Below are 25,502 nucleotides of genomic sequence, written 5' to 3' on the forward strand. Positions count from 1 at the left end.
AAGCGTTGAAGAGGAAAAGTAGAATGACCCCATTCTTTCCAGAGAGCTTCGGGAGCTGAAAAGAAGCAAGAATGATCATTTGAACAATGGCCTCTGAGCTTCGTCCTGAACTTATCACTTGATAATAGTAGGCGGCGACGAGCGTTGACTCTCGTTATCAAGGTCACAGTATACGAGCAATGATTGCTCCGTACTTGTAGAGGTCAATTGTGTGAGCAATTGACGAAATAAGGTGGTACCACGACTGTATATAAAGCCTCGTCCTTATCTTTTTAGAAGATAAGGACGGGGCTTTTTTATTTTTAAAGGAGGAATGTAGGATGAATATTTTTATTGGAGGCGCTTGGCCATATGCAAATGGATCGCTGCATCTTGGTCATATTGCTGGTTTACTGCCAGGAGATATTTTAGCTCGTTATTATCGGTTAAAAGGGGACAATGTGTTATATGTATCGGGAAGTGATTGTAACGGTACACCGATTACAATTCGCGCTAAGCAGGAGAAGGTAAGTGTCAAAACAATTGCGGATCGCTATCATGAAGAATTTAAACGATGTTTTCAAGCGCTTGGTTTTTCATATGATTATTATGCTCGTACTGACTCTGTTTCTCACCATCAAGTCGTTCAGAGCATTTTCTTAGAGCTTTTAGAAAAGGGATTGATTTATAAAAAGACAGTAGAGCAAACATACTGTGAGACTTGTGTGCAATTTTTGCCAGATCGTTATGTCGAAGGGATTTGTCCGCATTGCGGTGCAGGTGCGCGTGGTGATCAGTGCGATGCATGTTCTGCTATTTTAGATCCGATAGATTTGCTAGGGAAAACATGTAAACTATGCGGCACTGCGCCGACAATTAAGGAGACAGAGCATTTTTATTTTGCATTAACGTCATTACAACAGAAGCTAGAAGAATATGTAGAAGCAGTAAAGAAAAGCGGTACGTGGCGTGAGAACGCTCTGCAATTAACACTGCGCTACCTACAAGAAGGTTTACAAGACCGTGCTGTTTCAAGAGATTTACCAATTGGTGTGAGTGTTCCTGTTTCTGGATACGAGGATAAGAAGGTGTATGTGTGGATTGAGGCTGTGTCTGGTTATTATTCAGCAAGTAAACAATGGGCACAAGAAACAAACAGTGATGATTCACCATTTTGGCAAGAGGATACACGAACGTATTATGTGCACGGCAAAGATAATATTCCGTTTCATACAATTATTTGGCCAGCTATTTTGCAGGGAATACAAGTGAAAGCATTACCTGCATATATTGTTTCGAATGAATATTTAACAGTTGAAAAAAGAAAGTTATCGACGAGTAAAAACTGGGCTGTTTGGGTTCCAGAAATTTTGAAGGAGTATCATCCGGATTCGATCCGTTATTTTTTAACTATAAACGCACCTGAAAATCGAGATACGGATTTTTCATGGCGGGAATTCATTTATAGTCATAATAGTGAATTGTTAGGAGCGTATGGAAACTTTGTAAATAGAACGTTGAAGTTTCTTGAAAAATATTATGAGAATACTGTACCGACTGGTCAAGTGAATGAGGAAATGGAAGAAAAGCTAAAGGGATTATACGTTGAAGTAGAAGAGTCTATTGAAAAAGCGCATTTTAAACAAGCGCTAGAGACAATTTTTGAACATATTCGCTACGCGAATAAATATTTCGATGAAAGGCAGCCGTGGAAGCAAATAAAAGAGGATAAGATAGCGTGCGATGATACAATGAGAAACTGTATTCACCTTATCGTGAATTTTGCCCGAGTATTAAAACCGTTTCTTCCGTTTTCGTCTGCACAAGTGCAACAAATGTTAGGAGTTTCCCAGAACGGATGGAATTATACGGTGGAAAGCCCAGTTCGTATTTTGAATGTGTCACCGTTATTTGAACGCATTGATGTGAAGAAAATTGAGGAAGAAGTGAAAAAGTTGAACGAATCTTTTCGTGATAGATGAGAAGTGGAACTCGCTTTGGTTCAACGTTTGTGCAATAAACGAATGAAGATAAGTATTGTTTAGTAATTTGCAGAATGTTTTCTCCTTACAAAAATGTAAGCTTATTGTAAGTTATTACAATAGCAGTTTTCTAGAAGTTTTTATACAATAAAAATACAAACTAAGTATGTTATAGAAGATCGCGTATCAGCAAGAAAAGGAGAGGTCGACATGGAATGGATTCACGAATTATTTCAACAGTACGGCTACTATGTTGTACTTGTTGGACTACTGTTAGAATATATTGCACTTCCGTTTCCGGGAGAGCCAACATTAGCTTATGCAGGATATTTAGCGCATACAGGTGAGTTACACTTACCATTATTAATCTTCTTCTCCTTCTTAGGGACAAGTGTTGGGATGACAATTCAATATTTTCTAGGGAACAAGCTTGGTATGCCATTTATTCAAAAGTATGGCAAATATGTTTTTCTAACGCAGCGCAAAATTGATTTAACGCGAAAGTGGTTCGATAAGTATGGGTATTCCTTAATATTTATTGCATTTTTTATTCCTGGTGTGCGTCATTTTACAGGATATTTTGCAGGAATTATTAATTTACCATTTCGCCGCTTTGCGGTAACAGTCTATAGCGGGGCTTTGTTTTGGGTAACGTTCTTCTTAGTAGGCGGTTATTGGTTAGGTGGCAACATAGATGCAATTTTTGGATTGCTTGAAGATCATATCGGAAAGATTATCATTGGTATTGTGGTGATTGTGGCGGTATGTGTAGCTGTCCGATTCCGTAAAGAAATTAAGCGTGTGTTTGCACACACAGTAAATTAAAATGATCCATTTCATGTTGAGAAAGGCAGTGCTTCTGTTGAGAGAAGCGCTGCCTTTTTGTATAGGTAAGCTAGTGTGTTGTTCATTATCGGTAAGAACAGAAATGTATGTAGTTATAATATAAAACCAAAGGTAGGAGAGACCCAAAAAACAGAGATAACAGAGAACCAAAAAGCGGTAGTACATATTTGTATAAAGCTCATTGTAATTGCTACTACATTCTTTTTTAATACACTTATAACAAAAAGTAAGCTGTAAATGATGATAACAATACTCCAAAATGCATTGATAGAAATTGTAATAGGCAGTGACTCTTCAGGTATTCCAAGAATGAGGAACAAAATAGGTGTCAAAACCATAAGAAAGGGAATACAAGCTAGCAGGGTAAAGGGTATACTTCTATCACGAATACCTTGAATTACTAATAGAAGTGCAAATAATATAATCGACAAAAGTAATAATGCCATAATACATACTCCTCTTCATAATAAAAGTGTAATTTTACACTTTTATTGTAAGTTATATTATAGAATATGTAAATACGTTAAAAAATGATGATATGAAAAATAATACAAGCACATTTTTGTTATGAATTGTTTGTTAAAAGGAAAAGGTCAAGTTTATAGAGTGATATACAAGCTTCTGTTGTTGATAAGATTATGCATAACTTGTTGGCATATAGAATGGTGAAACTTGTATTTATAGCGATTCAGTTAAAAAAACAATAGAAAAAGGCCACCCTTCCTCAAAGCTAACTGAGTTAGGATGGCCTTTTTCCTCTTATTTCTATAATTAGCGGTAAACAGCCTTGCTATTAAGAATTACTTTCCGCCTGAACATGACTGTCATCTTGTAGCAACTGAAAGATATCTGCCATGAAAAATGCGATAAACCAAGTCCAAAGACCATGGAAGAAGGCTGTGCTAATCTGCAGCGGTAAGTCATAATTCGTTGTTGAAAATGATATACAAGCGCCGACGATACCGATCATTGTTAAAAGCGTCGTTTTTCTAGCATTTTCTGCCTGGTTGAAAAAGAAGAAAATAAACGAGCCTAAAACGGAAGCGCTTACAATGGAATCAATACCATTAATATATAAATTTTTACCAATATGAGTATTTGTCCAAAAACATAAGAGACCGCCTGCTATGGCAAATAATGTTGCGATAATAAGTTTTATTTTTTGGTTCATATGTTCTACTCCTTTATCATCATAATTTGAATAGGAGAACCTAAATCTTATTTATTGTTTACTCATAGTATAACATGTTTTAGATTCGAATTAAAATAATTATCAGATATTTTGAATTTTGGTATACGTTATCCAGCAAAGCGCTTTACTTTTTTATAAAGTGAAAATAAAAGCGCAAGGACATCATCCTTGCGCTTTGTTATATACGTTTAAATCGTCCGACTACTTCTACTGTTTCTGTAATATTAATAAAAGCATGGCTATCAACGTGCCTTATCAGACGTTTAATTTCTCCTAGTTCATAGCGCGTAACAACTGTGTAAATCATTTTTTTATTATGATTTGTATATCCACCGACAGCATCAACCATTGTTACACCGCGAATCCCGTTTTGGAGCAATGTATTTTTAACGATATCTCCTTTTTCTGTAACGGTCATCACTGTTAATTTAATGTGCTTTGTATGAATGGAATCGATTACTTTACTTGCTACAAATCGGCTGATGAGTGTGTAAAGTGTAATATCCCAACCGAAAATAAAGCCAGCGATTACAAGTAGAATGAGGTTAAAGACAAATATAATAGATCCAATCGAAATATCTCTATGTTTTGCCACAATTAACCCAATAATATCGAATCCGCCTGTCGAAGAAGCAAAGCGGAAAATGATTCCTGTTGCAGCCCCGCACAGTACACCGCCAAAGACAGAAGATAATAAAATATCATCTGAGATTTGATGAACGGGAATGATGTTCATAGCAAGCGTCGATACAGTAACAAAGTATGCTGTTAAAAAAGTCGTTTTCTTTCCTAAATAAAAATAGCTAAGAAAGAGAAGTGGAATGTTTAATAAAAAGATGAGTGCACCAATGTTGTAGTGCATTAAATAACCGATAATCATCCCAACGCCAGTAAAGCCGCCACTAATCATATGATGTGGAATAAAAAACATATTCATTGAAACCGCATAGAAAATTGAAGCAACTAAAATAACAATAAGTTGAATTACAAATTCTAAATGCCATGTTTTTGCAGCTGGGAATGATAAAAAGGCGGTATCGGGAACGAAATCGGCGTCTCCTAGTTGGCCCATGTCTATTTTCATCTCCATATTCGTTTTTGATTACAAGAAGAGGATAATGCTTTTTTCAACAACTGACAATAGTTTTATTATTATGCAAAAATTTTATGAAATTTTTACAACTTAAACGCATGTATAAAAACATAAATATGTAAAATATAAGGAATTTACATGTTGAAACAGTATGATATAATCCTGTCATAAGGATGTGAAGAGATGGAATTTCTATTGCAAGATGCAATGTTATATATATCTGTTGTAACAACGGCACTTTGTTTATTAGAAGTTTTGTTTCTCACTAATGTTTCGCGTTTTGTACGCCAGCAAACATATAGAGGGAGACAGAAAGCTTTCGCATTTGTTGAAACGTGCGAGAAGCATATAGGGAATATCTCGTTTTTCTCTATCTTTTATAAACACGGAATGGCCCGCTCAGTCCGCAGGCAAGAAGCAAGTGGAGAGAGTGATGATGTAGGTCCGTATATACCAATGTTTCGCTAACGAATTATGAAACATTGGAGGAATATATATGTTCAAATCATACCGAGCTTGGCTCGTAAGTTTATCATTATTACTTGTTGTTGTTTTATCAGGGTGTGGTAATGCAAATGCGAATGCAAATGCAGCACCAATTGATGCGAATAGTCCTGGATTTTGGAATCACTATATTGTATATCCAATTTCTGTTATGTTGCAGTTTGTGGCACACCATTTGCCGAATCATAGCTTTGGGATTGCCATTATCATCATTACGATTGTAGTTCGTACGATATTATTGCCGCTGACGATTACGCAATATCGCAGTCAATTAAAAACAAAGAAAATGCAGCCAGAGCTTCAGAAGTTGAAGGAAAAGTATGGCGATACGACGAAAAATCCGGAGAAACAAAAGCAATATCAGCAAGAAATGATGATTTTAATGAGAACAAACGGTGTGAACCCGGTGATGGGTTGTTTACCATTGTTACTTCAAATGCCGGTCTTCTCAGCATTGTACTATGCCATTAGTCATACGGAAGAGATTCGTTCAGCTTCTTTCTTATGGGTGAATTTAGGACATGCAGATCCATATCATATTTTACCTGCCCTTGCTGCTATGGCAACATTTCTACAGATGAAAATATTGCAGTCCAACATGACAGGAGATCAAAGTCAAGCATTGAAAGTTCAGCAGTTTATGATGCCGGCAATGATTTTATTTATGGGATTTGCGGCACCGTCAGGACTTGTTTTGTACTGGATTACAAGTAACCTATTTACTGTTATTCAAACTGTGCTATTAAAGAAAGTGATGGATCGTGAAGATGGACAACTACAAGAGGCATAAGAGAAGCTTGTTGTTATGATATAAGGAAGGAGTTAACCTAAAGTACTGTTCTAGCAGGATTTAGGTTAACTCTTTTTCTATATAAATACAAAGTGAAAAACGATAAAAAACGCTCCTTTTTTAGATGGGCGAGAGCACCCGGCCGTGCATAGAAGCGATCAGTACCTTTTTCTGCCACGTGCAAGGGTTAAAACAAAGGTAGGAAACGAGTGCGGGTCATATTTTTTTCTGTATAGCACCGATTTATATGTTGAAAAAAGCAAAATGGATTTATGTATAAGGTAAGTAGAAAAGATATAAATACAAATTGAATCCACGATAAAAACTCCTCCTTTTTTAGATGGGCAAGGGCGCCTGACCGTGCATAGAAGCGATCAGTACCTTTTTCTACTATGTGCAAGGTTTAAAATAAAGGGAGGAAGCGATTCGGTGAGTTTAAATAACTGTTATACTATACTAAAATAATTTTGTTCTGTACTATAAAACACACTTGCTTTTTTTCAAAAATTCAATATAATGAACATTAATAACAAAATTCGACATTATAAAAGTATTGATAAGGACATGATCTGTTTTTTACGATTTTCAGAGAGGGAAGCCTTAGGCTGTGAGTTTCCTAATACGAAAAAATAGTTTACCACCTTTGAACTGCAGCAGTGAACGAATATCTAGTAATTGTTTGCCGGCAAGCGCCGTTATCTGAAACTTGAGAAATTGGTGCTTTGTGTTTTTATGCCAATTGGAACAAGGGTGGAACCGCGAATATAACACTCGTCCCTTTTATAGGGATGAGTGTTTTTTATTTAAATTAAACTAGGATTAGAGGGAGGACACACAGTTATGCATCACGATGACAAAAACAAAATTGGCCTAACAGTCGCATTATCAATCGTTGTTGGAACAATTATCGGATCTGGCGTATTTATGAAGCCAGGTAAGGTATTGGATTATGCAGGAAGTTCTAACATGGCAATCTTTGCTTGGGTAGTAGGGGGTATTTTAACCTTAGCAAGTGGCTTAACGGTTGCAGAAATCGGAGCGCAAATTCCGAAAAATGGTGGTTTGTATACGTATCTAGAAGAGATTTATGGTAAGTTTTGGGGTTATTTATCTGGCTGGATGCAAACACTTGTATATGGACCAGCAATTATTGGGACATTGGGATTGTATTTTAGCTCATTGCTTTTAAACTTTTTTCATATTGATAAAGTATGGAATTTACCAATTGCGATTGGAACAGTTGTGTTTCTTGGTGTTGTAAATAGTGTGGGAACAAAATATGGGGGCATTGTTCAAACTGTAACAACAATTGGGAAAATGATTCCAATTGTGCTTATTGTTGTGATGGGATTTTGGAAAGGGAATAGCGATGTATTTAACGTTGTTGTACCAGAGTCTGCAAATCAAAGTATAGGGATGGCAATTTTAGCAACATTATTTGCATATGATGGCTGGATTCTACTCGCATCTATCGGCGGTGAGATGAAAAATCCAACGAAGCTATTACCAAAAGCATTGACAGTTGGGATTCTTATTGTAACAGCAGCATATGTGTTAATTAATATGGCATTGTTAAAAATTTTACCAGCGACGCAGATTGTTGCTCTCAGTGAGAATGCAACAGCGACAGCAGCTGATATGTTATTAGGTCAATATGGTGGGAAATTGATTAGTATAGGTGTTATTGTTTCGATATTCGGATGTTTAAATGGAAAAATTTTAACATTCCCACGTATCCCAGTATCAATGGCAGAGCGTGGCCAACTTCCGTTTTCAAAATTTATTTCAAAAATTAATGATAAGTTTCAAACACCAGTAAACGCAATCTTTGTTGAAATTCTACTTGGTATTATTTTAATGCTGATTAGCGATCCGAATGAACTGTCTGAGATTTCCGTATTTATTATTTATATTTTCTATGTTATGACATTTATCGGAGTGTTCATTTTAAGAAAGCGTAATGCAGGACAAAAGCGTGAATATAGTGTTCCTTTATATCCAATCGTACCGGTAATAGCAATTTTAGGATCATTATTTGTAATTGGAAGTGCAATTATTAGTGAGCCAAAGCGATGTTTCTTGTCAATTGGTATCGTGTTAACAGGATTACCAGTATATTGGTATTTAAATAAGAAGAAAGTTAATGAATAGAGATTTTTGAAATGTATAAACGCAAAAAACCTCTTTCTTTTTGGGAAGAACGAGAGCCCCTGGCCGTACAGAGAAGCGGTCAGGGCCTTTTTCTGCCGCGTGCGAGGCTTCAAACAAAGGGAGAAAGCGAGTGCAGGTTATGTTGTATTCTGCATAGCAGCGGCTTATATGTTGAAAAATCAAAATGAATTTAAATAGGCATCTTTTGGAGATGTCTATTTTTTGTGCAAGGATATGGGAAGAGATTGTGGAATATGTTCGTTATATATACAAATTAAAAATCGATATAAAAATCCCTTTCTTTTTAGGGAGGAGACCAGGGCATCTGGCCGTGCGTAGTAACGGTCAGGGCCTTTTCCTGCCACGCGCGAGGTTTGAAACAAAGGGAGCAAGCAAGTAGCGGGCATGTTGTATTCTTCATAGCAGTGACTTGTATGTCGAGAAATCAAAAAAAATTTATATAAAAAGAGGAGGTGCTAGTTAGGATGGTATCATCTATGATTGGTTTTCTATTTATGATACTTCCTGCTTTGTTGCTTGCCTTTGTTTTTCGCTGGATTCGGATTATGTATATAAACTCAGAAGAACAAATAAAACAGAATGAGCAAATAATCTCACTCTTATCGGATATTAAGAAGCAAAATGAAGAACGGACATGAATAGGGATACATGTCCGTTTTTTAATAGCGCAGTTTCATTAAGAGGTTTCGAATTTCCTCATCATTCATAAATAAATCATGATGTTTCTCGGTAATTTTCGCAAGGGCAACGTCATGATAGAAAAATTCCGTGAAAAATTTAACGAATGGCTGGGACATTGTTTTCATTGCTTGCCATGAGTTTTGCTCAGCGCCGGCAAATAAAATTTCGCGATCATCAATAATGATGAGTAAAAAGCGCTCAAGCGCATGGTGCTCTTCTGTTGGGATGAGGAGATGGATTTTTTCTAATGTTGTATCAAGGCTTCCTACAACAAGTGCTTCTATCTCAACGCCTTGTTTTTTCCTCTCTTCTAGAAGTGGCATATACTCTAGAAATGTATCATTCCATGCAGACATCCGAATGGATTTCTTCGCACTTTGCACAAGTTGTTTACTTTGCGCATGAATAGAAGATTGTACTTTTAAGCTCCATACACGGTCATCTGTAAATATTTTTTTCGATACGTTGTTTTGTAACTCTTCAATATTTGCTTGAAATTCTGCAGTTAATTTTTCAATAGCGAGCTGCAGTGGCAGAGCTGTATATAGCTTTTTCTTTTCCGAAACAGAATCCATCACCATGCCTTTATCAACAAGGCGTACTAATACTTCGTATATTTTTGCTTTTGGAACACCGGAATACTTTACGATGCTTGTTGCATCAAGCGGCTCTTCGCTTGAAACGAGAACTTCATATGCTTGACTTTCATATTGTGAAAAACCGAATCTCTGTAACATAATTCCTCCCGAACAAAAAATTCTTGTGTCTTAAGAATAAATAACTCTTCACCGGAATACAAGTACAGTTATTTTAATGATACTTGCTATTTTAGGAAAAATCGTTTCGTGTCGTATATTGTGTCGAAGCATCGATATATTTTTAATTAGGAAAAAAATTTTGTACAATAATAAGGAATCTATAGAAGAGGTGAACAAACATGGCAATCGTTGATGTTACCATTATTCCAGTTGGAACAAGTAATACAAGTGTAAGTGAGTATGTTGCAGAAATACAAAAAGTACTTGAGAAAAATGCAGATCGCGTGAAGTATCAATTAACACCAATGAATACAATTATTGAAGGAGAACTTTCAGTATTATTTGAAGTGATTCAGCAAATGCATGAAGTTCCGTTTTCTAAAGGGGCAGGCCGCGTAGCAACAAATATTCGCGTTGATGATCGCCGTGATAAAGTTAGCTCAATGGAGAAGAAGTTACAATCTGTACAGTCGAAGTTATAAAGTGAAACTTTAATCAGTGGGGGTATTACTGCCCACAAATAGCGGGATAAAGTGCAAGGGAAGCAGCTAAATGAGGCTGCTTCTTTTTTGACGAATGATAAGACACTTGTTTATTATCAACTTTAAAGAAATACGAAGGAGGAATGAGAGGAATGAACGAAAAATTTCAAGAACAGTTTGATGGCTTGTTAGAGAAGTATACAGAGCTCTTATTAGGAGAGGACAATGAAGAATATAAGCAAAAGGTTGAAAAATGGGCATTGTATTCGTATATCGCTAAAACGATGCCAGCTCTTGTAAAGCATTGGAATGAAACGTATCCGGATGCAAAAGAAGAGATGATACAGTTAATTGCAGAAATTAAAAAGTTGAATGACGAACATAGACAAAAGAAGTAAAAAAGAAAATTATATACAAGTTGAAACGTAGACAAAAAACTTTTCTTTTTAGATGGACAAGAGCATCTGACCGTGTGTGGAAGCGGTCAGTGCCTTTTCCTGCCACATGCAGGGAGAAAGCAAGTGGAAATGTCAATGAATTATTTTTATATAATGTTTACTTGTATATCAATTTTGTATGAAAGCGAAGAAGTACTTTCGTCTTGAATATAGAGAGGATAGGGGACTCAAAACATTTGTCGAATTTACTGCTGAGAGATGTACCTGGCTATTCATCTCTTAACATTTCTTTATGTCGAAAAATTTTTTTGTGTTTTCTCCTTTTGAAATTCAAATATGCAAACATTCTCGTATTATTGTGTTAATTATCTAAATAATTATTTGTATCAAATAATTTTAAACAATGATATAATTTAGAAGAGGGGTAAAAAACAGACAAAGTACAGTCATAGGGGTGAAAGACATGGAACAATTAATGCGTAATTCTTTCCTGTTTTTATCAAAAAATAAAGCGCTAACAAAACTAGCGAAAAAGTACGGCTTACGTTTTGGAGCAGGGCGCTTTGTTGCGGGAGAAACAATTGACTTAGCGGTAGCTGCTATTAAAGATTTAAACAAACAAAACCTTTGTGTTACGATCGACTATTTGGGGGAATTTGTTGATAACGAGGCAGAGGCAAATGAGATGGCGGATGAATCAATTGAAGCAATTCGTGCAATTGGTCGTGAAAAGCTAGATTCTCAGCTTTCATTAAAAATGACTTCTATGGGTCTGGATATTTCAGGAAATTTAGTTATGAACAATATGCGCCGTATTTTAGATGCAGCGAAAGAAAACGGTGTGTTTGTAACAATTGACATGGAAGACTATTCACGTTGTGGAAAAACAATTGACATCTTCATGAAATTAAGAGAAGAATATGATAATGTTGGTACAGTAATTCAAGCGTATTTATATCGAACAGAGAAAGATATAGATGATTTGAATGCGTATCATCCAAATTTACGTCTTGTAAAAGGGGCGTATAAAGAATCTGATGAAGTGGCATTCCCAGACAAGAAAGATGTAGATGAAAATTATAAAAAAATTATTAAAACGCACTTATTAAATGGTAATTATACAGCAGTCGCTTCACATGATGATGCAATTATTGAATATACAAAAAAACTTGCTGAAGAATATAACATTTCGCGTGATCAGTTTGAATTCCAAATGTTGTACGGCATTCGTACAGAGCGTCAACTTGAGCTTGTGAAAGAAGGATATAAAATGCGTGTGTACGTACCGTATGGAAATGACTGGTATGGCTATTTCATGCGCCGCTTAGCAGAACGTCCAGCTAACGTAGCATTCGTATTAAAAGGAATGGTTAAAAAATAACCAAGGAAGTTTAAACTTCCTTGGTTATTTTAATTGTTCAAAAGCATATTCTGCCATCTTTTTGGCATCGGGATACACTGTTTTGCGGCCAGTAGAGAGGACAACGTTAATCACTCTTTTCCCGTCTTTTTCATCTATTGTAACGACTGTATATTCTGCTAATGCAGAAAGACCACTCTTACTTCCAATCGCATGTGGATCAGTGTACAATTCTTCACGTCCATAGTTTGCGATTTTTTTCGTTTGTATTGATGTTTTTACTGTTGTATGAATGGTATTCATATCTTGCAAGACTTCTGGGAACTTTAATGCTTCTTTTGTAATAAGTGCTAAATCATAGGGTGAAATTTTATTTCCAAGAGCATCAGCTCCGCTTGCGTTTTTAAACGTTGTATGTTTTGCTCCGAGTTGTTTTGCTCGTTCATTCATCAGTTTTACAAACTTTTCTTTGGAACCGGCGATATGCTCTGCAATTGATTCGGCAATTGGATCGGCGCTAATGACAAGCATGAGCTTTAATGCCTCATTACGCTTTAACTTTTCTCCGGCATGTAGTGTGATTTTTTTACTTTGGCTTTCTGTTTTTATCGCATGTTCTGTCACGGTAATCTCTTCATCTTCTTTTACATTCTCCAGTAAAAGGAGAGCGGTCATCATTTTCGCTACACTCGCTGGATAGGAACGTTCATGTTCACGTTTTCCGTATAAAACTTCTCCTGTATTTGCATCAATCGTCACGCCATATTTCCCAGATATATCAGGCTGATTGGCCTTAACTTTTTGCCTATGCGTATATAAAGAAAAAATCATTGCAATAAATAATGTAGCTGTAATAACAAGTAGTGTAATGGTTCGTTTCATTCTGGACCCTCTTTTATGTATGAAATAGGCAGCGATATAGCCCATTTTTTATTATGCCATGTTCGCTGCCTATATTAGTACTCTTATTTTTCGCCCATGTTTTGTTTTTTATATTGCTGATTATTTCCTTGGCGGCCTTTTTCGATGCCGCGGTCAACTGGGCCAGCATTTCCTGTTACGCTTGTCGAACTAATACCTGCTTTTGAAGGATTTTTCTTAATTTTAGCCATAAGTTATGCCTCCGCTTAACCAATTATTTTAAGAAAGGAAGTTCACTACATATCATGCCCCAAAAATAAAAAAAGAAATAAGTTCAGAAAATTTTATTTTTAAATATATTGCGAAAATTTAAATGATATCATATATTTATTAGTAGAGGCTCATTCATAGATTGCGACGTTTGTCGAAAAATTGAATGAGCATTCATTCAAGAATAAGGGGGAGAATTGGATGTTCCAAATTAAAAAGGCTGCAGTTCTTGGTTCTGGTGTAATGGGTTCTGGAATTGCTGCACATTTAGCTAACATCGGTATACCGACATTATTGCTTGATATTGTACCGCCAACGCTTACGAAAGAGGAAGAAGCGAAGGGACTTACATTAGAACATAAAAGTGTACGAAATCGTTTCAGTAACGGAGCACTGCAAAAATTGTTAAAGCAAAAACCAGCTCCTCTTACAGTAAAAGGAAACTTAGCATTAATTGAAGCGGGAAATATGGAAGATGATATGGAACGCCTTGCTGATGTTGATTGGATTATTGAAGTTGTTGTTGAAAATTTAGATATTAAAAAGAAAGTATTCGAAAAGGTAGAAGCTGTTCGTAAACCAGGTTCTATTGTGAGCTCAAATACATCGGGTATTTCCGTTGAAAAGATGATTGAAGGGCGTTCAGATGATTTCAAAAAACATTTCCTAGGAACGCACTTTTTTAACCCACCACGTTATTTAAAACTTCTTGAGATTATACCGACAAAAGATACAGATCCACATGTGTTAAACTTCATGAAACTATTTGGCGAAGATGTACTTGGAAAAGGTGTTGTTGTTGCAAAAGACACACCAAACTTTATTGGAAACCGCATCGGTACGTATGGACTGCTTGTGACGCTACAAGAAATGGTAAAACGCGGCTATAGCATTGGAGAAGTAGATTCTGTAACAGGTCCGTTGATTGGTCGTCCAAAAAGCGCAACGTTCCGCACATTAGATGTTGTCGGATTAGACACATTCGTTCACGTTGCAAATAACGTATATGAAAATGTACAAGAAGAAGAGCGCGAAGTCTTCAAAGTACCAGCTTTCATGCACGATATGTTAGAAAGAAAATGGCTTGGAAGTAAAACAGGTCAAGGTTTCTTCTTAAAACAAGGAAAAGAGATTTTAGAGCTAAATCCTGAAACGATGGAATACGAACCACGTAAAAAATTGAAAGCAGCTTCTATTGAGCTAAGTAAACAAGAAAAAGGATTAGCGAATAAATTGAAAGCGCTTGTATATGCAAAGGACCGTGCTGGTGAATTGTTATGGAACATTATTACACCAACTCTTCTATATGCAGCGAAGCTTACAAAAGAAATTGCTGATGATATTGTCGCAATTGATAATGCAATGAAGTGGGGCTTCGGTTGGGAGCAAGGTCCATTTGAAATTTGGGATGCAATTGGCGTTGAGAAGTCCGTTCAGAAGATGGAAGAGAACGGTGGGGTTGTTCCAGCTTGGATAAAAGAAATGATTGAGAAAGGTGTTACATCGTTCTATAAACATGATAATGGCGAGAGCTATTACTATGATAACGGTGAATACAAACAAATCGTTCGTAATAAAAAGGCAATTTCTCTAAAACAATTGAAAGAGAAAAATGGCGTATTAAAGAAAAATAGCGGTGCGAGCCTAATTGATTTAGGAGACGGTATTCTTTGCTTAGAGTTCCATTCTAAGAGCAACGCAATTGGCATGGATATTACGCAAATGATTAACTACGCTGTTGATGAAGTAGAGAAGAATTATAAAGGACTTGTTATTGGGAACCAATCGAAGAACTTCTGCGTAGGTGCAAACCTTGCAATGATTTTAATGGAAGCGCAAGATGACAACTACTTTGAAATTGAGTGGGTCGTGAAAAACTTCCAAGATGCAATGATGAAAATTAAATACTGCTCAAAACCAGTTGTGGCAGCGCCTTACGGTATGACACTTGGCGGCGGTACAGAAGTTTGCTTACCGGCAGCTAGTATTCAAGCTTCTAGTGAAACGTATATGGGATTAGTAGAAGTTGGTGTTGGTTTAATCCCTGGCGGAGGCGGTAATAAAGAGCTATATATCAAACATCTGAACAAAATGGCAAATGGTGTTGAGTTTGATTTGCAAAAAGTCGCAAACAAAGTGTTTGAAACAGTAGCGATGGCGAAAGTTTCAACATCTGCACAAGAAGCAGTTTCTCATAACTTCTTAGGCGATAAAGATGGCATTAGCGTCAATGGTGATCACTTACTATATGATGCAAAACAAAAGGCACTTACTTTATATGAAGCAGGCTATAAAGCACCGATTCGTAAAAAGATTCCGGTTGTTGGGGAAACAGGATATGCAACGCTGGCGCTTGGAGCAGAAGCAATGCATTTATCTGGCTACATTTCCGAGTATGACTTGCATATTGCGAAAAAACTCGCATATGTCATTGCTGGCGGAAAAGTCCCATACGGAACAGAAGTGGATGAGCAATATTTATTAGATGTAGAACGTGAGGCGTTTATTAGTTTAGTGAGCGAAATGAAATCACAAGCAAGAATGCAGCACATGCTTGTAAAAGGAAAACCATTACGTAACTAAGGAGGAAGATTGTTCATGAGAGAAGCTGTTATTGTTGCAGGGGCAAGAACGCCTATCGGGAAAGCGAAGAGAGGATCATTAAAAACAGTACGTCCTGATGACTTAGGAGCATTAGTTGTAAAAGAAACGTTAAAACGTGCGAATAACTATGACGGTCCAATTGACGATTTGATTTTCGGCTGTGCGATGCCAGAAGCAGAGCAAGGCTTAAATATGGCACGTAATATTGGCGGGCTAGCAGGACTTTCTTATGACGTTCCGGCTATTACCATTAACCGTTACTGTTCTTCAGGATTACAAAGTATTGCTTACGGTGCAGAGCGTATTATGCTTGGTCATTCAGAGGCTGTATTATCCGGCGGCGCTGAATCAATGAGTTTAGTACCAATGATGGGGCATGTTGTTCGTCCGAATAGCCGTCTTGTTGAAGCAGCTCCAGAATATTATATGGGCATGGGACATACAGCAGAACAAGTCGCTGTAAAATATGGCATTTCCCGCGACGAGCAAGATGCCTTTGCGGTAAGAAGTCATCAGCGTGCAGCAAAAGCATTAGCAGAAGGAAAGTTTGTTGATGAAACAGTGTCTGTTGATGTAATGCTTCGCACTATTGGAGCAAATAACAAGCTGCAAGAAGAGACAATGGTGTTCTCACAAGATGAAGGAGTAAGAGCAGATACGACGCTAGATATACTTGGGAAACTTCGCCCAGCATTTAACGTACGCGGCACTGTAACTGCTGGTAACTCATCACAAATGAGTGACGGCGCAGCAGCAGTACTACTAATGGATCGTGAAAAAGCAGTAAGCGACGGGCTAAAGCCGCTTGCGAAATTCCGCTCCTTTGCAGTAGCTGGTGTACCGCCAGAAGTAATGGGAATTGGTCCAATTGCAGCGATTCCGAAAGCATTAAAATTAGCAGGTTTAGAGTTATCTGATATCGGTTTATTTGAACTAAATGAAGCATTCGCATCGCAATCAATCCAAGTTATGCGCGAACTTGGACTAGATGAAGAAAAAGTAAACGTAAACGGCGGAGCAATCGCCCTTGGACATCCGCTTGGCTGTACAGGAGCAAAATTAACATTGTCTCTTATTCATGAAATGAAACGCCGCAATGAACAATTCGGTATCGTAACAATGTGTATCGGCGGCGGAATGGGTGCTGCTGGAGTGTTTGAATTACTTTAAAAGCGGAGTCGACTGTTCTAGCCACTGGAACTGGATAATATAAAAATGGACTTAGATAGATAAAGAGTGTATGCCAAAAAAGAAGGCTAGCTTCTCTTATAACAAGAGAAGCAGCCTATGAAAATATGAAGGAGGAATTTTTTATGGAAAAAACAGTAGGAAATGCATTAAAAGGCGGTAGCTTTTTAATTGATGATATTACAATCGAGCAAGTATTTACGCCAGAAGATTATAGCGATGAGCATAAATTAATTGCGAAAACAACAGAAGATTTTATCGTAAATGAAGTATTGCCAGAGCTTGAATATTTAGAGAAACATGAGTTTGATCGCTCTGTTCGCTTATTAAAAGAAGCTGGCGAGCTTGGCTTATTAGGTGCTGATGTGCCAGAAGAATACGGCGGTATTGGTCTTGATAAAGTTAGTTCTGCATTAATCGCAGAGAAATTCTCTCGTGCAGGCGGCTTTGCAATTACGCACGGTGCACACGTTGGGATTGGATCGTTACCAATCGTATTATTCGGTAACGAAGAGCAAAAGCAAAAATATTTACCAGCGTTAGCAACAGGTGAAAAGTTAGCTGCATACGCATTAACAGAGCCAGGTTCTGGATCTGATGCATTAGGTGCAAGAACAACGGCTCGCTTAAATGCGGAAGGCACACACTACGTATTAAACGGTGAAAAACAATGGATTACAAACTCTGCTTTCGCTGATGTATTCGTTGTATATGCAAAAGTAGATGGCGAACATTTCACAGCGTTTATCGTAGAAAAAGAATACCCAGGCGTATCGACAGGACCAGAAGAAAAGAAAATGGGTATTAAATGTTCTTCTACTCGTACATTAATTTTAGAAGATGCATTAGTACCGAAAGAAAATGTCCTTGGTGAAATTGGTAAAGGTCATGTCATTGCCTTTAACATTTTAAATATTGGCCGCTATAAATTAGGTGTTGGTACAGTTGGTTCTTCAAAGCGTGCGTTAGAAATTTCAGCGCAATATGCAAATCAACGTCAACAATTTAAACAACCAATTGCTCGCTTCCCATTAATTCAAGAAAAACTTGCAAATATGGCAGCAAAAATTTATGCAGCGGAAAGCTCTGTATATCGTACAGTTGGTTTATTTGAAAGCCGCATGAGCACATTATCCGAAGAAGAAGTAAAAGACGGAAAAGCTGTTGCAGCTTCTATTGCTGAATATGCAATTGAGTGCTCTTTAAACAAAGTATTCGGTTCTGAAGTATTAGACTACGTAGTAGATGAAGGTGTCCAAATCCACGGTGGTTACGGATTTATGGCAGAGTACGAGATTGAAAGAATGTACCGCGACTCTCGTATTAACCGTATTTTCGAAGGTACGAACGAAATTAACCGCTTAATCGTACCAGGTACGTTCTTACGTAAAGCAATGAAAGGCGAATTACCACTTTTACAAGAAGCACAAAAATTACAAGAACAGTTAATGATGATGATGCCAGAAGAAGTAGGCGATGAGCCATTAGCACTTCAAAAACATTTAGTGAAAAACGCGAAGAAAATCGGCTTAATGGTTGCTGGTTTAGCGGTTCAAAAATACGGTAAAGGCTTAGACAAAGAACAAGAAGTTCTTGTGAACATTGCAGACATCGTAAATAACTTATACGCAATGGAATCAGCTGTTCTTCGTACAGAAAAAGCAATCAAAGTAACAGGCCTTGAGAAGAACAAACAAAAAGTTCTTTACACAGAAGTATTCTGCCAAGAAGCATTCAACCAAATCGAAGCAGATGCAAAAGAAACAATTATCGCTGTTGAAAATGGCGATATGCTGCGCATGATGTTATCTGCACTTCGTAAACTAACACGTCATACACCAATTAACGTTATTCCGAAGAAACGTGAAATTGCAGCGAAAGTGTTAGAGGATGAGCGTTATACAGTTTAATAAAATAAAACTTCCATCAGTGACGTTTTTTCACTGATGGTTAGTTGAACCAATCGGGCTTTAACGGGCAGTTTTTTCCCCGTGCTTGAACTGCCCGTTAATGCGGGATGGAAAAGAAGGAGCTGCCACGGGGGCAGCTCCTTCTTTCGCGTTTGACAATATATCGACGATTCGACATAGGATAAAGATTCTTCGACGATGTTTGACATGCGGAACGTCGGGCGATCGTACAAAACTGTATTGCAAGTAAGTATGGATGAGGAGTATTAGCTGATTATGTACAGTCATCTCATTTGTATATCATCGAGTCAATTACTTTATTGTTAGCGGGAATGTACTTTACACAAAGCTCATTTTTATCTCACGTGATGAGGGAACGGCCTTTAGAGAAAGAGACAATATAGAAAGGTATTGATTTCATGTCAATTGAACAAGAACTATATGAAGCAGCTACTCAGTTTGTTAAGAAGCGCTATCCCACAGGCTGGGGAGGAGCTGCGGCAATGTGTACGGAAGATGGGGATATTTTGATTAGTGTTGCCCCTGAAGTTATTAATGCTTCAACTGAATTATGCATGGAAACAGGGGCGATATGTGAGGCGCATAAGTTAAATAAGAGAGTCACGCATAGTATTTGCGTCGCAAGAGATGATGAACATGCCGAATTTAAGGTATTGACCCCATGCGGTACTTGCCAAGAACGTTTATTTTACTGGGGATCAGATGTGAAAGCCGCAATTTATTCTCGAGAAGAAAAACTCGTTTTTAAAACGTTACAAGAAATACAGCCGTATCATTGGTACGAGGCATACCAGGATTGTACGGAATAATTTTATTAGGAATTTGAAGAGATAGGTGAAAAAAGAAAAAAGAAGTAGTCATATAAAACGACTACTTCTTTTTTTTGCACAAAAATGGAATTTCTAGTGACAAAAACTAATACCATTAGTATAATAAAACTAACGACATTAGTTTTTGGGAAAGGGAGCTGGAAATATGAGGATGATGCACGAAAAAACAGTATATCAATTGTCATTTTTACCAAAAGTGTTTCCTGTGAATTGTTACTTTGTGGAGGAAGAAGACGGTTTAACTTTAATTGATGCGGCTTTGCCATATAGCGCAAAAGGTATCTTACAAGCGGCTCAGAAAATAGGGAAACCGATTACTAATATTGTATTAACGCATGCACATGATGATCACATCGGTGCGCTAGATGCATTAAAGGAAGTACTTTCAGATGTTCCTGTTTACATTTCGAATCGTGATGCGCGTTTGTTAGAAGGAGATACGACGTTACAAAGGGATGAACCGAATACGCCGATAAAGGGCGGTGTACCGAAAAAAGTGAAAACAAGACCGGATGTTTTATTAGAGGATGGGGACCGAATTGGTTCGCTTCTTGCGATAGTAGCGCCGGGACATACACCAGGCTCCATGTCGTTTCTTGATACGCGAAATAACGCTCTTATTGCCGGGGATGCATTTCAAACAAGAGGGGGCATGGCTGTTTCGGGACAAATGAAATTTTGGTTTCCGTTTCCTGCAATGGCAACGTGGAATAAAGAAATAGCATTACAGAGTGCAGAGAAGCTGAGAGAATATGAGCCTTCCTTGCTTGCGGCAGGACATGGGAAAATGATAAAGGATCCAGGCGCTGCAATAGAACTTGCTATTAAGGAAGCAAAGCGAAATGTAGAAAGTATGAAAGAGGGTTAATTTATGTCACCGAGAATCGGACTTACATTACAGAAAATTGTAGATACAGCAGCAGAAATCGCAGATACAAATGGGATACAAGAAGTAACATTAGCGTCATTATCGCAAAGGCTGGGAATACGTTCCCCCTCTTTATATAATCATGTGAAAGGGTTACAAGACGTACGAAAAAATCTTGGTATTTACGGAATAGAACAGCTGCATGGGGCGCTGAAAGAGGCGGTAGAGGATAAAAGCATGGATGGAGCAATTCATGCATTAGGAGAAGCGTACGTGTCGTTTGTCCGAAAACATCCTGGATTGTATGAAGCAACTTTCTTACGAGATGAAGAAGTGCGACAAGCTGGTAATGGGATTGTAGAGCTTTGCCTCCATATTTTACAGCAATACGGCTTAGAAGGAGAAAATGCACTTCATGCGACGCGTGGACTGAGAAGTATTTGTCATGGATTTGCGTCGATTGAACAGCAAGGTGGATTTGGCTTGCCGATGGATTTAGATGTGAGTTTACATCTATTGTTAGGAAATTTTATAAAAGGATTATATGTTTATCAATTATAGACGTATTTGGATTTACAGTTTGAAAGTTAAACCTTAGAGGAATTCTAAGGCTTTTTGCGTTGTGGGGATTTTTAGATGTATACAATCTGAAAAGAAATAAATACTAAATGTTGAATGAAGAAAGAAAGGAAGGCTGTTACGATGCAAAATTTAAATGAGCTTGAGGTGGAAAATTTACGTCATCTTATTGGTGGGCATGCAACAGTTATTAACAAATTACAAGAGTATGCACAGGCATGTACGGATCCGCAGCTGAAGCAGATGCTGCAAAAAGATGTACAAGATGCACAGAATACGAAGCAACGATTAATGTCTTTTCTAGGATAGGGGTGTAAAGAACATGAATGAAAAAGATATGGTAAATGATTATTTAGCTGAATTAAATGCGAGTTTAACAGGCTATGCGAATTACATTGCTCAAACGAATAACGAGCAATTGTATCAAACGTTAATTCAAATTCGTAATCAAGACGAATTGCGTCAGCGTAATTTGTATGAATACGCGAAGCAAAAGAATTATTACCAACCAGCAGCTCCGGCAAATCCAACGATTGTTCAGCAATTGAAGAGTCAATTAAGTATGCAATAAAGTGAAACTTCTATCAGTGACGCTTTTCTCACTGATGGTTAGTTGAACCAATCGGGCTTTTATGGGCAGTTATCCCCCACCTATCTTCTTCGTTTCTCTCTCAAGCGTGAGGTGGGGGTCTTACTGCCCGTTAATGCGGGATAAGAACAGAATCAAAAAACGGGTAACGTGATTGAGACGTTACTCGTTTTTATGTGAAAGTAAAGCATATGGAACTTTGTCGAAATTATGTACAAAGGGACATAAAATGTCTACATTATTTGTGAAATATTTCACAAGTTGTACATGGTTTCTATGCTGAAAACTTCTATAATAAAACGTGTAAGGTACATAAAAGAAAGAAGACTACATTAAGAAGCAGGGGAGATCGTCATGAATAGAAGTACAAGAAAAATTGCAATTATAGGTGCTGGATTAGTTGGATCTAGCTGTGCGTATTCTATTGTGAATCAAGGAATCTGTGAAGAGTTAGTGTTAATTGATATTAATCATGAACGAGCAGTTGGTGAAGCGATGGATTTATCACACTGCATGAATTTTACAAATACAAGAACAAAAATATATGCAGGAACTTATGAAGACTGTAAGGATATGGATATTGTTATTGTTACAGCAGGACCTACTCCAAAACCGGGACAAAGTCGTCTTGATACTTTAAGAGCAGGTGCAAAAATTATGGAAAGTGTCGTATCAGGGGTTATGGAAAGCGGATTTCAAGGCATTTTCTTAATTGCCTCTAATCCAGTTGATATTATGACTTACCAAGTTTGGAAGTTATCCGGTCTTCCGAGAAATCGCGTGATTGGTACTGGAACATCCTTAGATTCTTCTCGCTTAAGAACAATTTTGTCTGAAATATTTGAGGTAGATCCGCGTAGTATTCACGGTTACTCATTAGGACAACATGGCGATTCACAAATGGTTGCTTGGTCTCACGTAACAGTTGGCGGAAAACCAATTCTCCAAATTTTAGAAGAGCAAAAAGAACGATTTGCGGATATTGATTTAGATTCGATTGTTGAACAAACTGCAAAAGCGGGTTTGGAAATTTCTAAACGAAAAGGAACAACTTATTACGGCACGGGGAACTCCTTAGCTTATATTGCACGTTCTATTTTTAATGATGATTATCGTGTTATGGCTGTATCAACAATTCTAGATGGTGAATATGGTGAATATGAAATTTGTACAGGTGTCCCAGCTATCATAACAAGAGATGGTATAAAAGAGATTGTTGAGCTGAACTTAACAGAAGCTGAAGAAAGCCAATTTGCACAATCAAATGATATTTTACGGGACTATATGAAAATAATTGGTTACTAGATTAGAAGAAGGTAAAACAGATGAAGGAATATATCATGCCTCGTATATTTAAAGGGTCTGCAGGAATTGCACAAGGTATTTTCGTATCTCTTGGAATTGGCCTACTGATTGAGAATATAGGAAGAATCGTTGATATTCCTATGTTAATTACAATCGGAGTTGTTGCGAAATCACTTATGGCGCCGGCAATTGGAGCAGGGATTGCTTTTATGCTCGGAGCAAATGGACTTGTCATTTTCTCAGCGATGGTTGCAGGAGCGATTGGAGCTGGATCAATTTCGATTACTGCAGCCGGTTTGATGATTAAAACTGGTGAACCAATCGGTGCGTTATTAACAGCGACGCTAGCGGTTTATATCGGTAAACGGTTAAGTGGAAAAACAGCTTTAGATATGATGCTCGTTCCGTTTGCAGCAATATTAGTTTCAGGTTTAGTCGGTATGTGGCTATCTCATAATATTAGTCCGGTCTTACATACAGTTGGTGCATTTATTAAAGATAGCTCAGCTGGTAACCCATTTATCGCGTCTGTTGTACTTGCAGTTGTTTGGGGATTGTTATTAATGTCTCCAGCGTCATCAGCAGCTCTAGCAATTGCACTTAGCCTAGATGGTATGGCGGGTGGTGCTGCACTTGCAGGATGCGTCGCTCAATTTATCGGATTCGCTGTTATTTCTGCGAAAGAAAATAATTTAGGTGGTATTTTAGCACAAGTTCTTTGTACACCGAAAGTACAACTCCCGAATATTACGAAAAACCCAATGATTCTCGTACCAACTGTTGTTGCAAGTGCAATTGTAGGTCCTGTATCAGCGCTTGTATTTCAAATGACAGCAGGAAAAGAAATTGCAGGTCTTGGACTTAGTTCCTTAATCGCACCAATTAACTTGATTTCAAGCAAAGGATTGAGCGTTGTTCCAGCGATGGTGATTACTTATATCGTAATTCCAGTAGCTGTTTCTTATATACTGTATATAATTTTGAAAAAAGCGGGTCGCATTAAACATGGGGACATGACTGTACCGCAATCTTAAAGACTAGTAAGAGTATTTAAAAATATGCCAATTTGAAAATCTCCTCTTACATAGAGAAAAGCAGACTGAAGAAGCCACAGTCTGCTTTTGTTGTTATATATTATACGATTGTCCGGTTCGCAATGTAACTTTTTGCTCACGTAATTCAAATACATAGTACATAGCGGCATAGAGGAAGCTTCCTAGTACGACCCCTGCTACCGCATCTACAAAGGCGTGCTGTTTTGTAAATAAAGTAGATAAAATAATGAGCACGCCAACAAACGTTAGCAGGACGTATACCCATTTGTTTTGTTCCTTTCGCTTATAGGCTGTAATCATAATGACAAATGTTGTGAGTACGTGAATACTAGGAAAACAATTCACCGGTTGATCGATACTATAAATGTAGCGCACTAAATTAGCAAACACATCATTGCCAATCACTTCAGGGCGTGTTACTGTTGTTTGCCACATATAATAGATGCTAAAGGAAGTGAGTTTACCTAATAGTACACTACTTAATGTAACGTAATAGAGCTTTCGATCAGCAAAACAATAATAAATAAGAGCGCCATATAAATAGGGAAACCAAAGTAAATATGGAACAATAAATTCTTTAGTAAATGGAATCCATTCGTCTGCTTTGGTTGTTACATTTACAGCACCTACTGTTAAGTGATTTAGTACGTCATAAAGAAGGCTTACGAGTACGAGCAGGAGTATATAAGATAATGGAATAAAGGCCGAAAACTTGTTATTTTTCATAGTAATTCTCCTATTTGTTAATGTAATAATATGGAACCTGAAAATTATAATATATAAATTGCAAATGAACCATCAATTTTTATAACATTTTTTACAAATAACTATACAGTTTTGTCACTGTATGAATACAAATTGAAAAAACGAGTGCAGATCATGGTTGTTCTGCGTAACAGTGACTTATATATATCGTATTGTAAGTTGCCGATATAGGTGCGTGTAAGGGAAAGTACAATTAATCAAACGTTTGTTTAAGACGTATGTTCGAATTTGTGGTCTTAATCAAACGTTTGTTTAAGGCATATGTTCGACTTCATAGTATGAATCAAACTATTCAAATGCGAGAATCATCAATTATAGAAACAATAAATCAATCTATATAAATAAAAAGTTTAAAAATAAAAATTAACATAATAAAAAATGAGAGACGGCTAATGTAAAGTCGTCTCTCATTTCAAAAAA

General features: G+C 37.3%; 26 protein-coding genes and 2 other annotated features (1 of these 28 running past the window's edge). Of the genes, 19 read left to right on the plus strand and 7 right to left on the minus strand.

Going from position 1 to position 25,502, the window contains the following annotated elements; all coding sequences use genetic code 11:
• Positions 1-269: a binding site (T-box leader), on the plus strand (it extends 4 nt beyond the left edge of the window).
• A 51-nt stretch (positions 270-320) separates the two neighbouring features.
• Together metG and ACIGHG_RS17190 are read left to right on the plus strand one after the other, a co-directional pair.
• On the plus strand, positions 321-1,961 hold the full coding sequence (gene metG, locus ACIGHG_RS17185; RefSeq protein WP_396549581.1) for a methionine--tRNA ligase: 1,641 nt from the start codon (positions 321-323) through the stop codon (positions 1,959-1,961).
• Positions 1,962-2,171: 210 nt separating this feature from the next.
• Positions 2,172-2,786, plus strand: a complete 615-nt coding sequence (locus ACIGHG_RS17190) for a DedA family protein (RefSeq protein ID WP_090916055.1) — start codon at positions 2,172-2,174, stop codon at positions 2,784-2,786.
• A 113-nt stretch (positions 2,787-2,899) separates the two neighbouring features.
• Here ACIGHG_RS17190 and ACIGHG_RS17195 read toward each other — a convergent pair whose 3' ends face one another.
• From ACIGHG_RS17195 to ACIGHG_RS17205, 3 genes are all read right to left on the minus strand, one after another.
• On the minus strand, positions 2,900-3,253 hold the full coding sequence (locus tag ACIGHG_RS17195) for a hypothetical protein (protein ID WP_336472049.1): 354 nt from the start codon (positions 3,251-3,253) through the stop codon (positions 2,900-2,902).
• Positions 3,254-3,600: 347 nt separating this feature from the next.
• Positions 3,601-3,978, minus strand: coding sequence for a DUF3938 domain-containing protein (locus ACIGHG_RS17200; RefSeq protein ID WP_396549583.1), 378 nt, complete (start codon positions 3,976-3,978; stop codon positions 3,601-3,603).
• Positions 3,979-4,177: 199 nt separating this feature from the next.
• Positions 4,178-5,071, minus strand: coding sequence for a YitT family protein (locus tag ACIGHG_RS17205; protein ID WP_396549675.1), 894 nt, complete (start codon positions 5,069-5,071; stop codon positions 4,178-4,180).
• Positions 5,072-5,275: 204 nt separating this feature from the next.
• On the opposite strand from ACIGHG_RS17205, the gene ACIGHG_RS17210 reads away from it, so the two are divergent.
• From ACIGHG_RS17210 to ACIGHG_RS17225, 4 genes are all read left to right on the plus strand, one after another.
• Positions 5,276-5,560 carry a hypothetical protein gene (locus tag ACIGHG_RS17210; RefSeq protein WP_090916063.1) on the plus strand — a complete coding sequence of 95 codons (285 nt, stop codon included), beginning with the start codon at positions 5,276-5,278 and terminating at the stop codon, positions 5,558-5,560.
• A 28-nt stretch (positions 5,561-5,588) separates the two neighbouring features.
• A complete protein-coding gene (yidC, locus tag ACIGHG_RS17215; protein WP_336472052.1) occupies positions 5,589-6,386 on the plus strand; it encodes a membrane protein insertase YidC in 798 nt (265 codons plus the stop codon).
• A 544-nt stretch (positions 6,387-6,930) separates the two neighbouring features.
• Positions 6,931-7,168: a binding site (T-box leader), on the plus strand.
• Positions 7,169-7,226: 58 nt separating this feature from the next.
• Complete coding sequence (locus ACIGHG_RS17220; RefSeq protein ID WP_336472053.1) at positions 7,227-8,537, plus strand: APC family permease; 1,311 nt, start codon at positions 7,227-7,229, stop codon at positions 8,535-8,537.
• 485 nt (positions 8,538-9,022) lie between these two features.
• Positions 9,023-9,196, plus strand: coding sequence for a hypothetical protein (locus ACIGHG_RS17225; protein ID WP_090916069.1), 174 nt, complete (start codon positions 9,023-9,025; stop codon positions 9,194-9,196).
• Between the two features lie 21 nt (positions 9,197-9,217).
• Here the strand turns inward: ACIGHG_RS17225 and ACIGHG_RS17230 are convergent, their stop codons facing one another.
• The gene (locus ACIGHG_RS17230) at positions 9,218-9,976 is read right to left on the minus strand and encodes a TrmB family transcriptional regulator (protein ID WP_336472054.1); all 759 of its coding nucleotides are present in this window, start codon (positions 9,974-9,976) and stop codon (positions 9,218-9,220) included.
• 200 nt (positions 9,977-10,176) lie between these two features.
• Here ACIGHG_RS17230 and ACIGHG_RS17235 point away from each other — a divergent pair, with 200 nt between their 5' ends.
• The 3 genes from ACIGHG_RS17235 to ACIGHG_RS17245 all read left to right on the plus strand — a co-directional run bounded on the left by ACIGHG_RS17235 (position 10,177) and on the right by ACIGHG_RS17245 (position 12,258).
• Positions 10,177-10,479: an MTH1187 family thiamine-binding protein gene (locus ACIGHG_RS17235; protein WP_396549586.1), complete on the plus strand. Its 303-nt coding sequence runs from the start codon at positions 10,177-10,179 to the stop codon at positions 10,477-10,479.
• A gap of 152 nt (positions 10,480-10,631) precedes the next feature.
• Complete coding sequence (locus ACIGHG_RS17240; protein ID WP_336472056.1) at positions 10,632-10,877, plus strand: DUF2573 family protein; 246 nt, start codon at positions 10,632-10,634, stop codon at positions 10,875-10,877.
• A gap of 463 nt (positions 10,878-11,340) precedes the next feature.
• Positions 11,341-12,258: a proline dehydrogenase family protein gene (locus ACIGHG_RS17245; protein WP_396549587.1), complete on the plus strand. Its 918-nt coding sequence runs from the start codon at positions 11,341-11,343 to the stop codon at positions 12,256-12,258.
• Between the two features lie 24 nt (positions 12,259-12,282).
• On the opposite strand, the gene ACIGHG_RS17250 is transcribed toward ACIGHG_RS17245, so the two are convergent.
• Positions 12,283-13,119: a D-alanyl-D-alanine carboxypeptidase family protein gene (locus ACIGHG_RS17250; RefSeq protein WP_336472057.1), complete on the minus strand. Its 837-nt coding sequence runs from the start codon at positions 13,117-13,119 to the stop codon at positions 12,283-12,285.
• An 83-nt stretch (positions 13,120-13,202) separates the two neighbouring features.
• Complete coding sequence (locus ACIGHG_RS17255; RefSeq protein ID WP_090916082.1) at positions 13,203-13,349, minus strand: YuzL family protein; 147 nt, start codon at positions 13,347-13,349, stop codon at positions 13,203-13,205.
• Between the two features lie 220 nt (positions 13,350-13,569).
• Between ACIGHG_RS17255 and ACIGHG_RS17260 the strand changes: the two genes are divergently transcribed.
• From ACIGHG_RS17260 to ACIGHG_RS17305, 10 genes are all read left to right on the plus strand, one after another.
• The gene (locus ACIGHG_RS17260; protein WP_336472058.1) at positions 13,570-15,951 is read left to right on the plus strand and encodes a 3-hydroxyacyl-CoA dehydrogenase/enoyl-CoA hydratase family protein; all 2,382 of its coding nucleotides are present in this window, start codon (positions 13,570-13,572) and stop codon (positions 15,949-15,951) included.
• Positions 15,952-15,966: 15 nt separating this feature from the next.
• Positions 15,967-17,142 (plus strand): acetyl-CoA C-acetyltransferase, encoded by a 1,176-nt coding sequence (locus ACIGHG_RS17265; RefSeq protein WP_090916086.1) that lies wholly within the window; start codon positions 15,967-15,969, stop codon positions 17,140-17,142.
• 143 nt (positions 17,143-17,285) lie between these two features.
• On the plus strand, positions 17,286-19,070 hold the full coding sequence (locus ACIGHG_RS17270) for an acyl-CoA dehydrogenase family protein (protein ID WP_336472059.1): 1,785 nt from the start codon (positions 17,286-17,288) through the stop codon (positions 19,068-19,070).
• A gap of 419 nt (positions 19,071-19,489) precedes the next feature.
• Complete coding sequence (locus ACIGHG_RS17275) at positions 19,490-19,900, plus strand: cytidine deaminase (RefSeq protein ID WP_336472060.1); 411 nt, start codon at positions 19,490-19,492, stop codon at positions 19,898-19,900.
• Positions 19,901-20,066: 166 nt separating this feature from the next.
• A complete protein-coding gene (locus ACIGHG_RS17280) occupies positions 20,067-20,789 on the plus strand; it encodes an MBL fold metallo-hydrolase (RefSeq protein WP_336472061.1) in 723 nt (240 codons plus the stop codon).
• Between the two features lie 3 nt (positions 20,790-20,792).
• Complete coding sequence (locus ACIGHG_RS17285; protein WP_336472062.1) at positions 20,793-21,350, plus strand: TetR/AcrR family transcriptional regulator; 558 nt, start codon at positions 20,793-20,795, stop codon at positions 21,348-21,350.
• 141 nt (positions 21,351-21,491) lie between these two features.
• Positions 21,492-21,677, plus strand: coding sequence for a hypothetical protein (locus ACIGHG_RS17290; protein ID WP_090916096.1), 186 nt, complete (start codon positions 21,492-21,494; stop codon positions 21,675-21,677).
• A gap of 13 nt (positions 21,678-21,690) precedes the next feature.
• Positions 21,691-21,939, plus strand: a complete 249-nt coding sequence (locus ACIGHG_RS17295; RefSeq protein WP_090916098.1) for a spore coat protein — start codon at positions 21,691-21,693, stop codon at positions 21,937-21,939.
• 372 nt (positions 21,940-22,311) lie between these two features.
• Positions 22,312-23,262: an L-lactate dehydrogenase gene (locus ACIGHG_RS17300; protein WP_336472063.1), complete on the plus strand. Its 951-nt coding sequence runs from the start codon at positions 22,312-22,314 to the stop codon at positions 23,260-23,262.
• A gap of 20 nt (positions 23,263-23,282) precedes the next feature.
• Positions 23,283-24,296: a PTS sugar transporter subunit IIC gene (locus ACIGHG_RS17305; RefSeq protein ID WP_396549592.1), complete on the plus strand. Its 1,014-nt coding sequence runs from the start codon at positions 23,283-23,285 to the stop codon at positions 24,294-24,296.
• A gap of 93 nt (positions 24,297-24,389) precedes the next feature.
• Here ACIGHG_RS17305 and ACIGHG_RS17310 read toward each other — a convergent pair whose 3' ends face one another.
• Entirely contained in the window at positions 24,390-25,043 is a 654-nt protein-coding gene (locus ACIGHG_RS17310) for a phosphatase PAP2 family protein (protein ID WP_396549594.1), read from the minus strand.
• Between the last annotated feature and the right edge of the window lie 459 nt (positions 25,044-25,502).

This window comes from Bacillus sp. NPDC077411, from assembly GCF_044543425.1.
Lineage (GTDB): Bacteria > Bacillota > Bacilli > Bacillales > Bacillaceae_G > Bacillus_A > Bacillus_A bruguierae.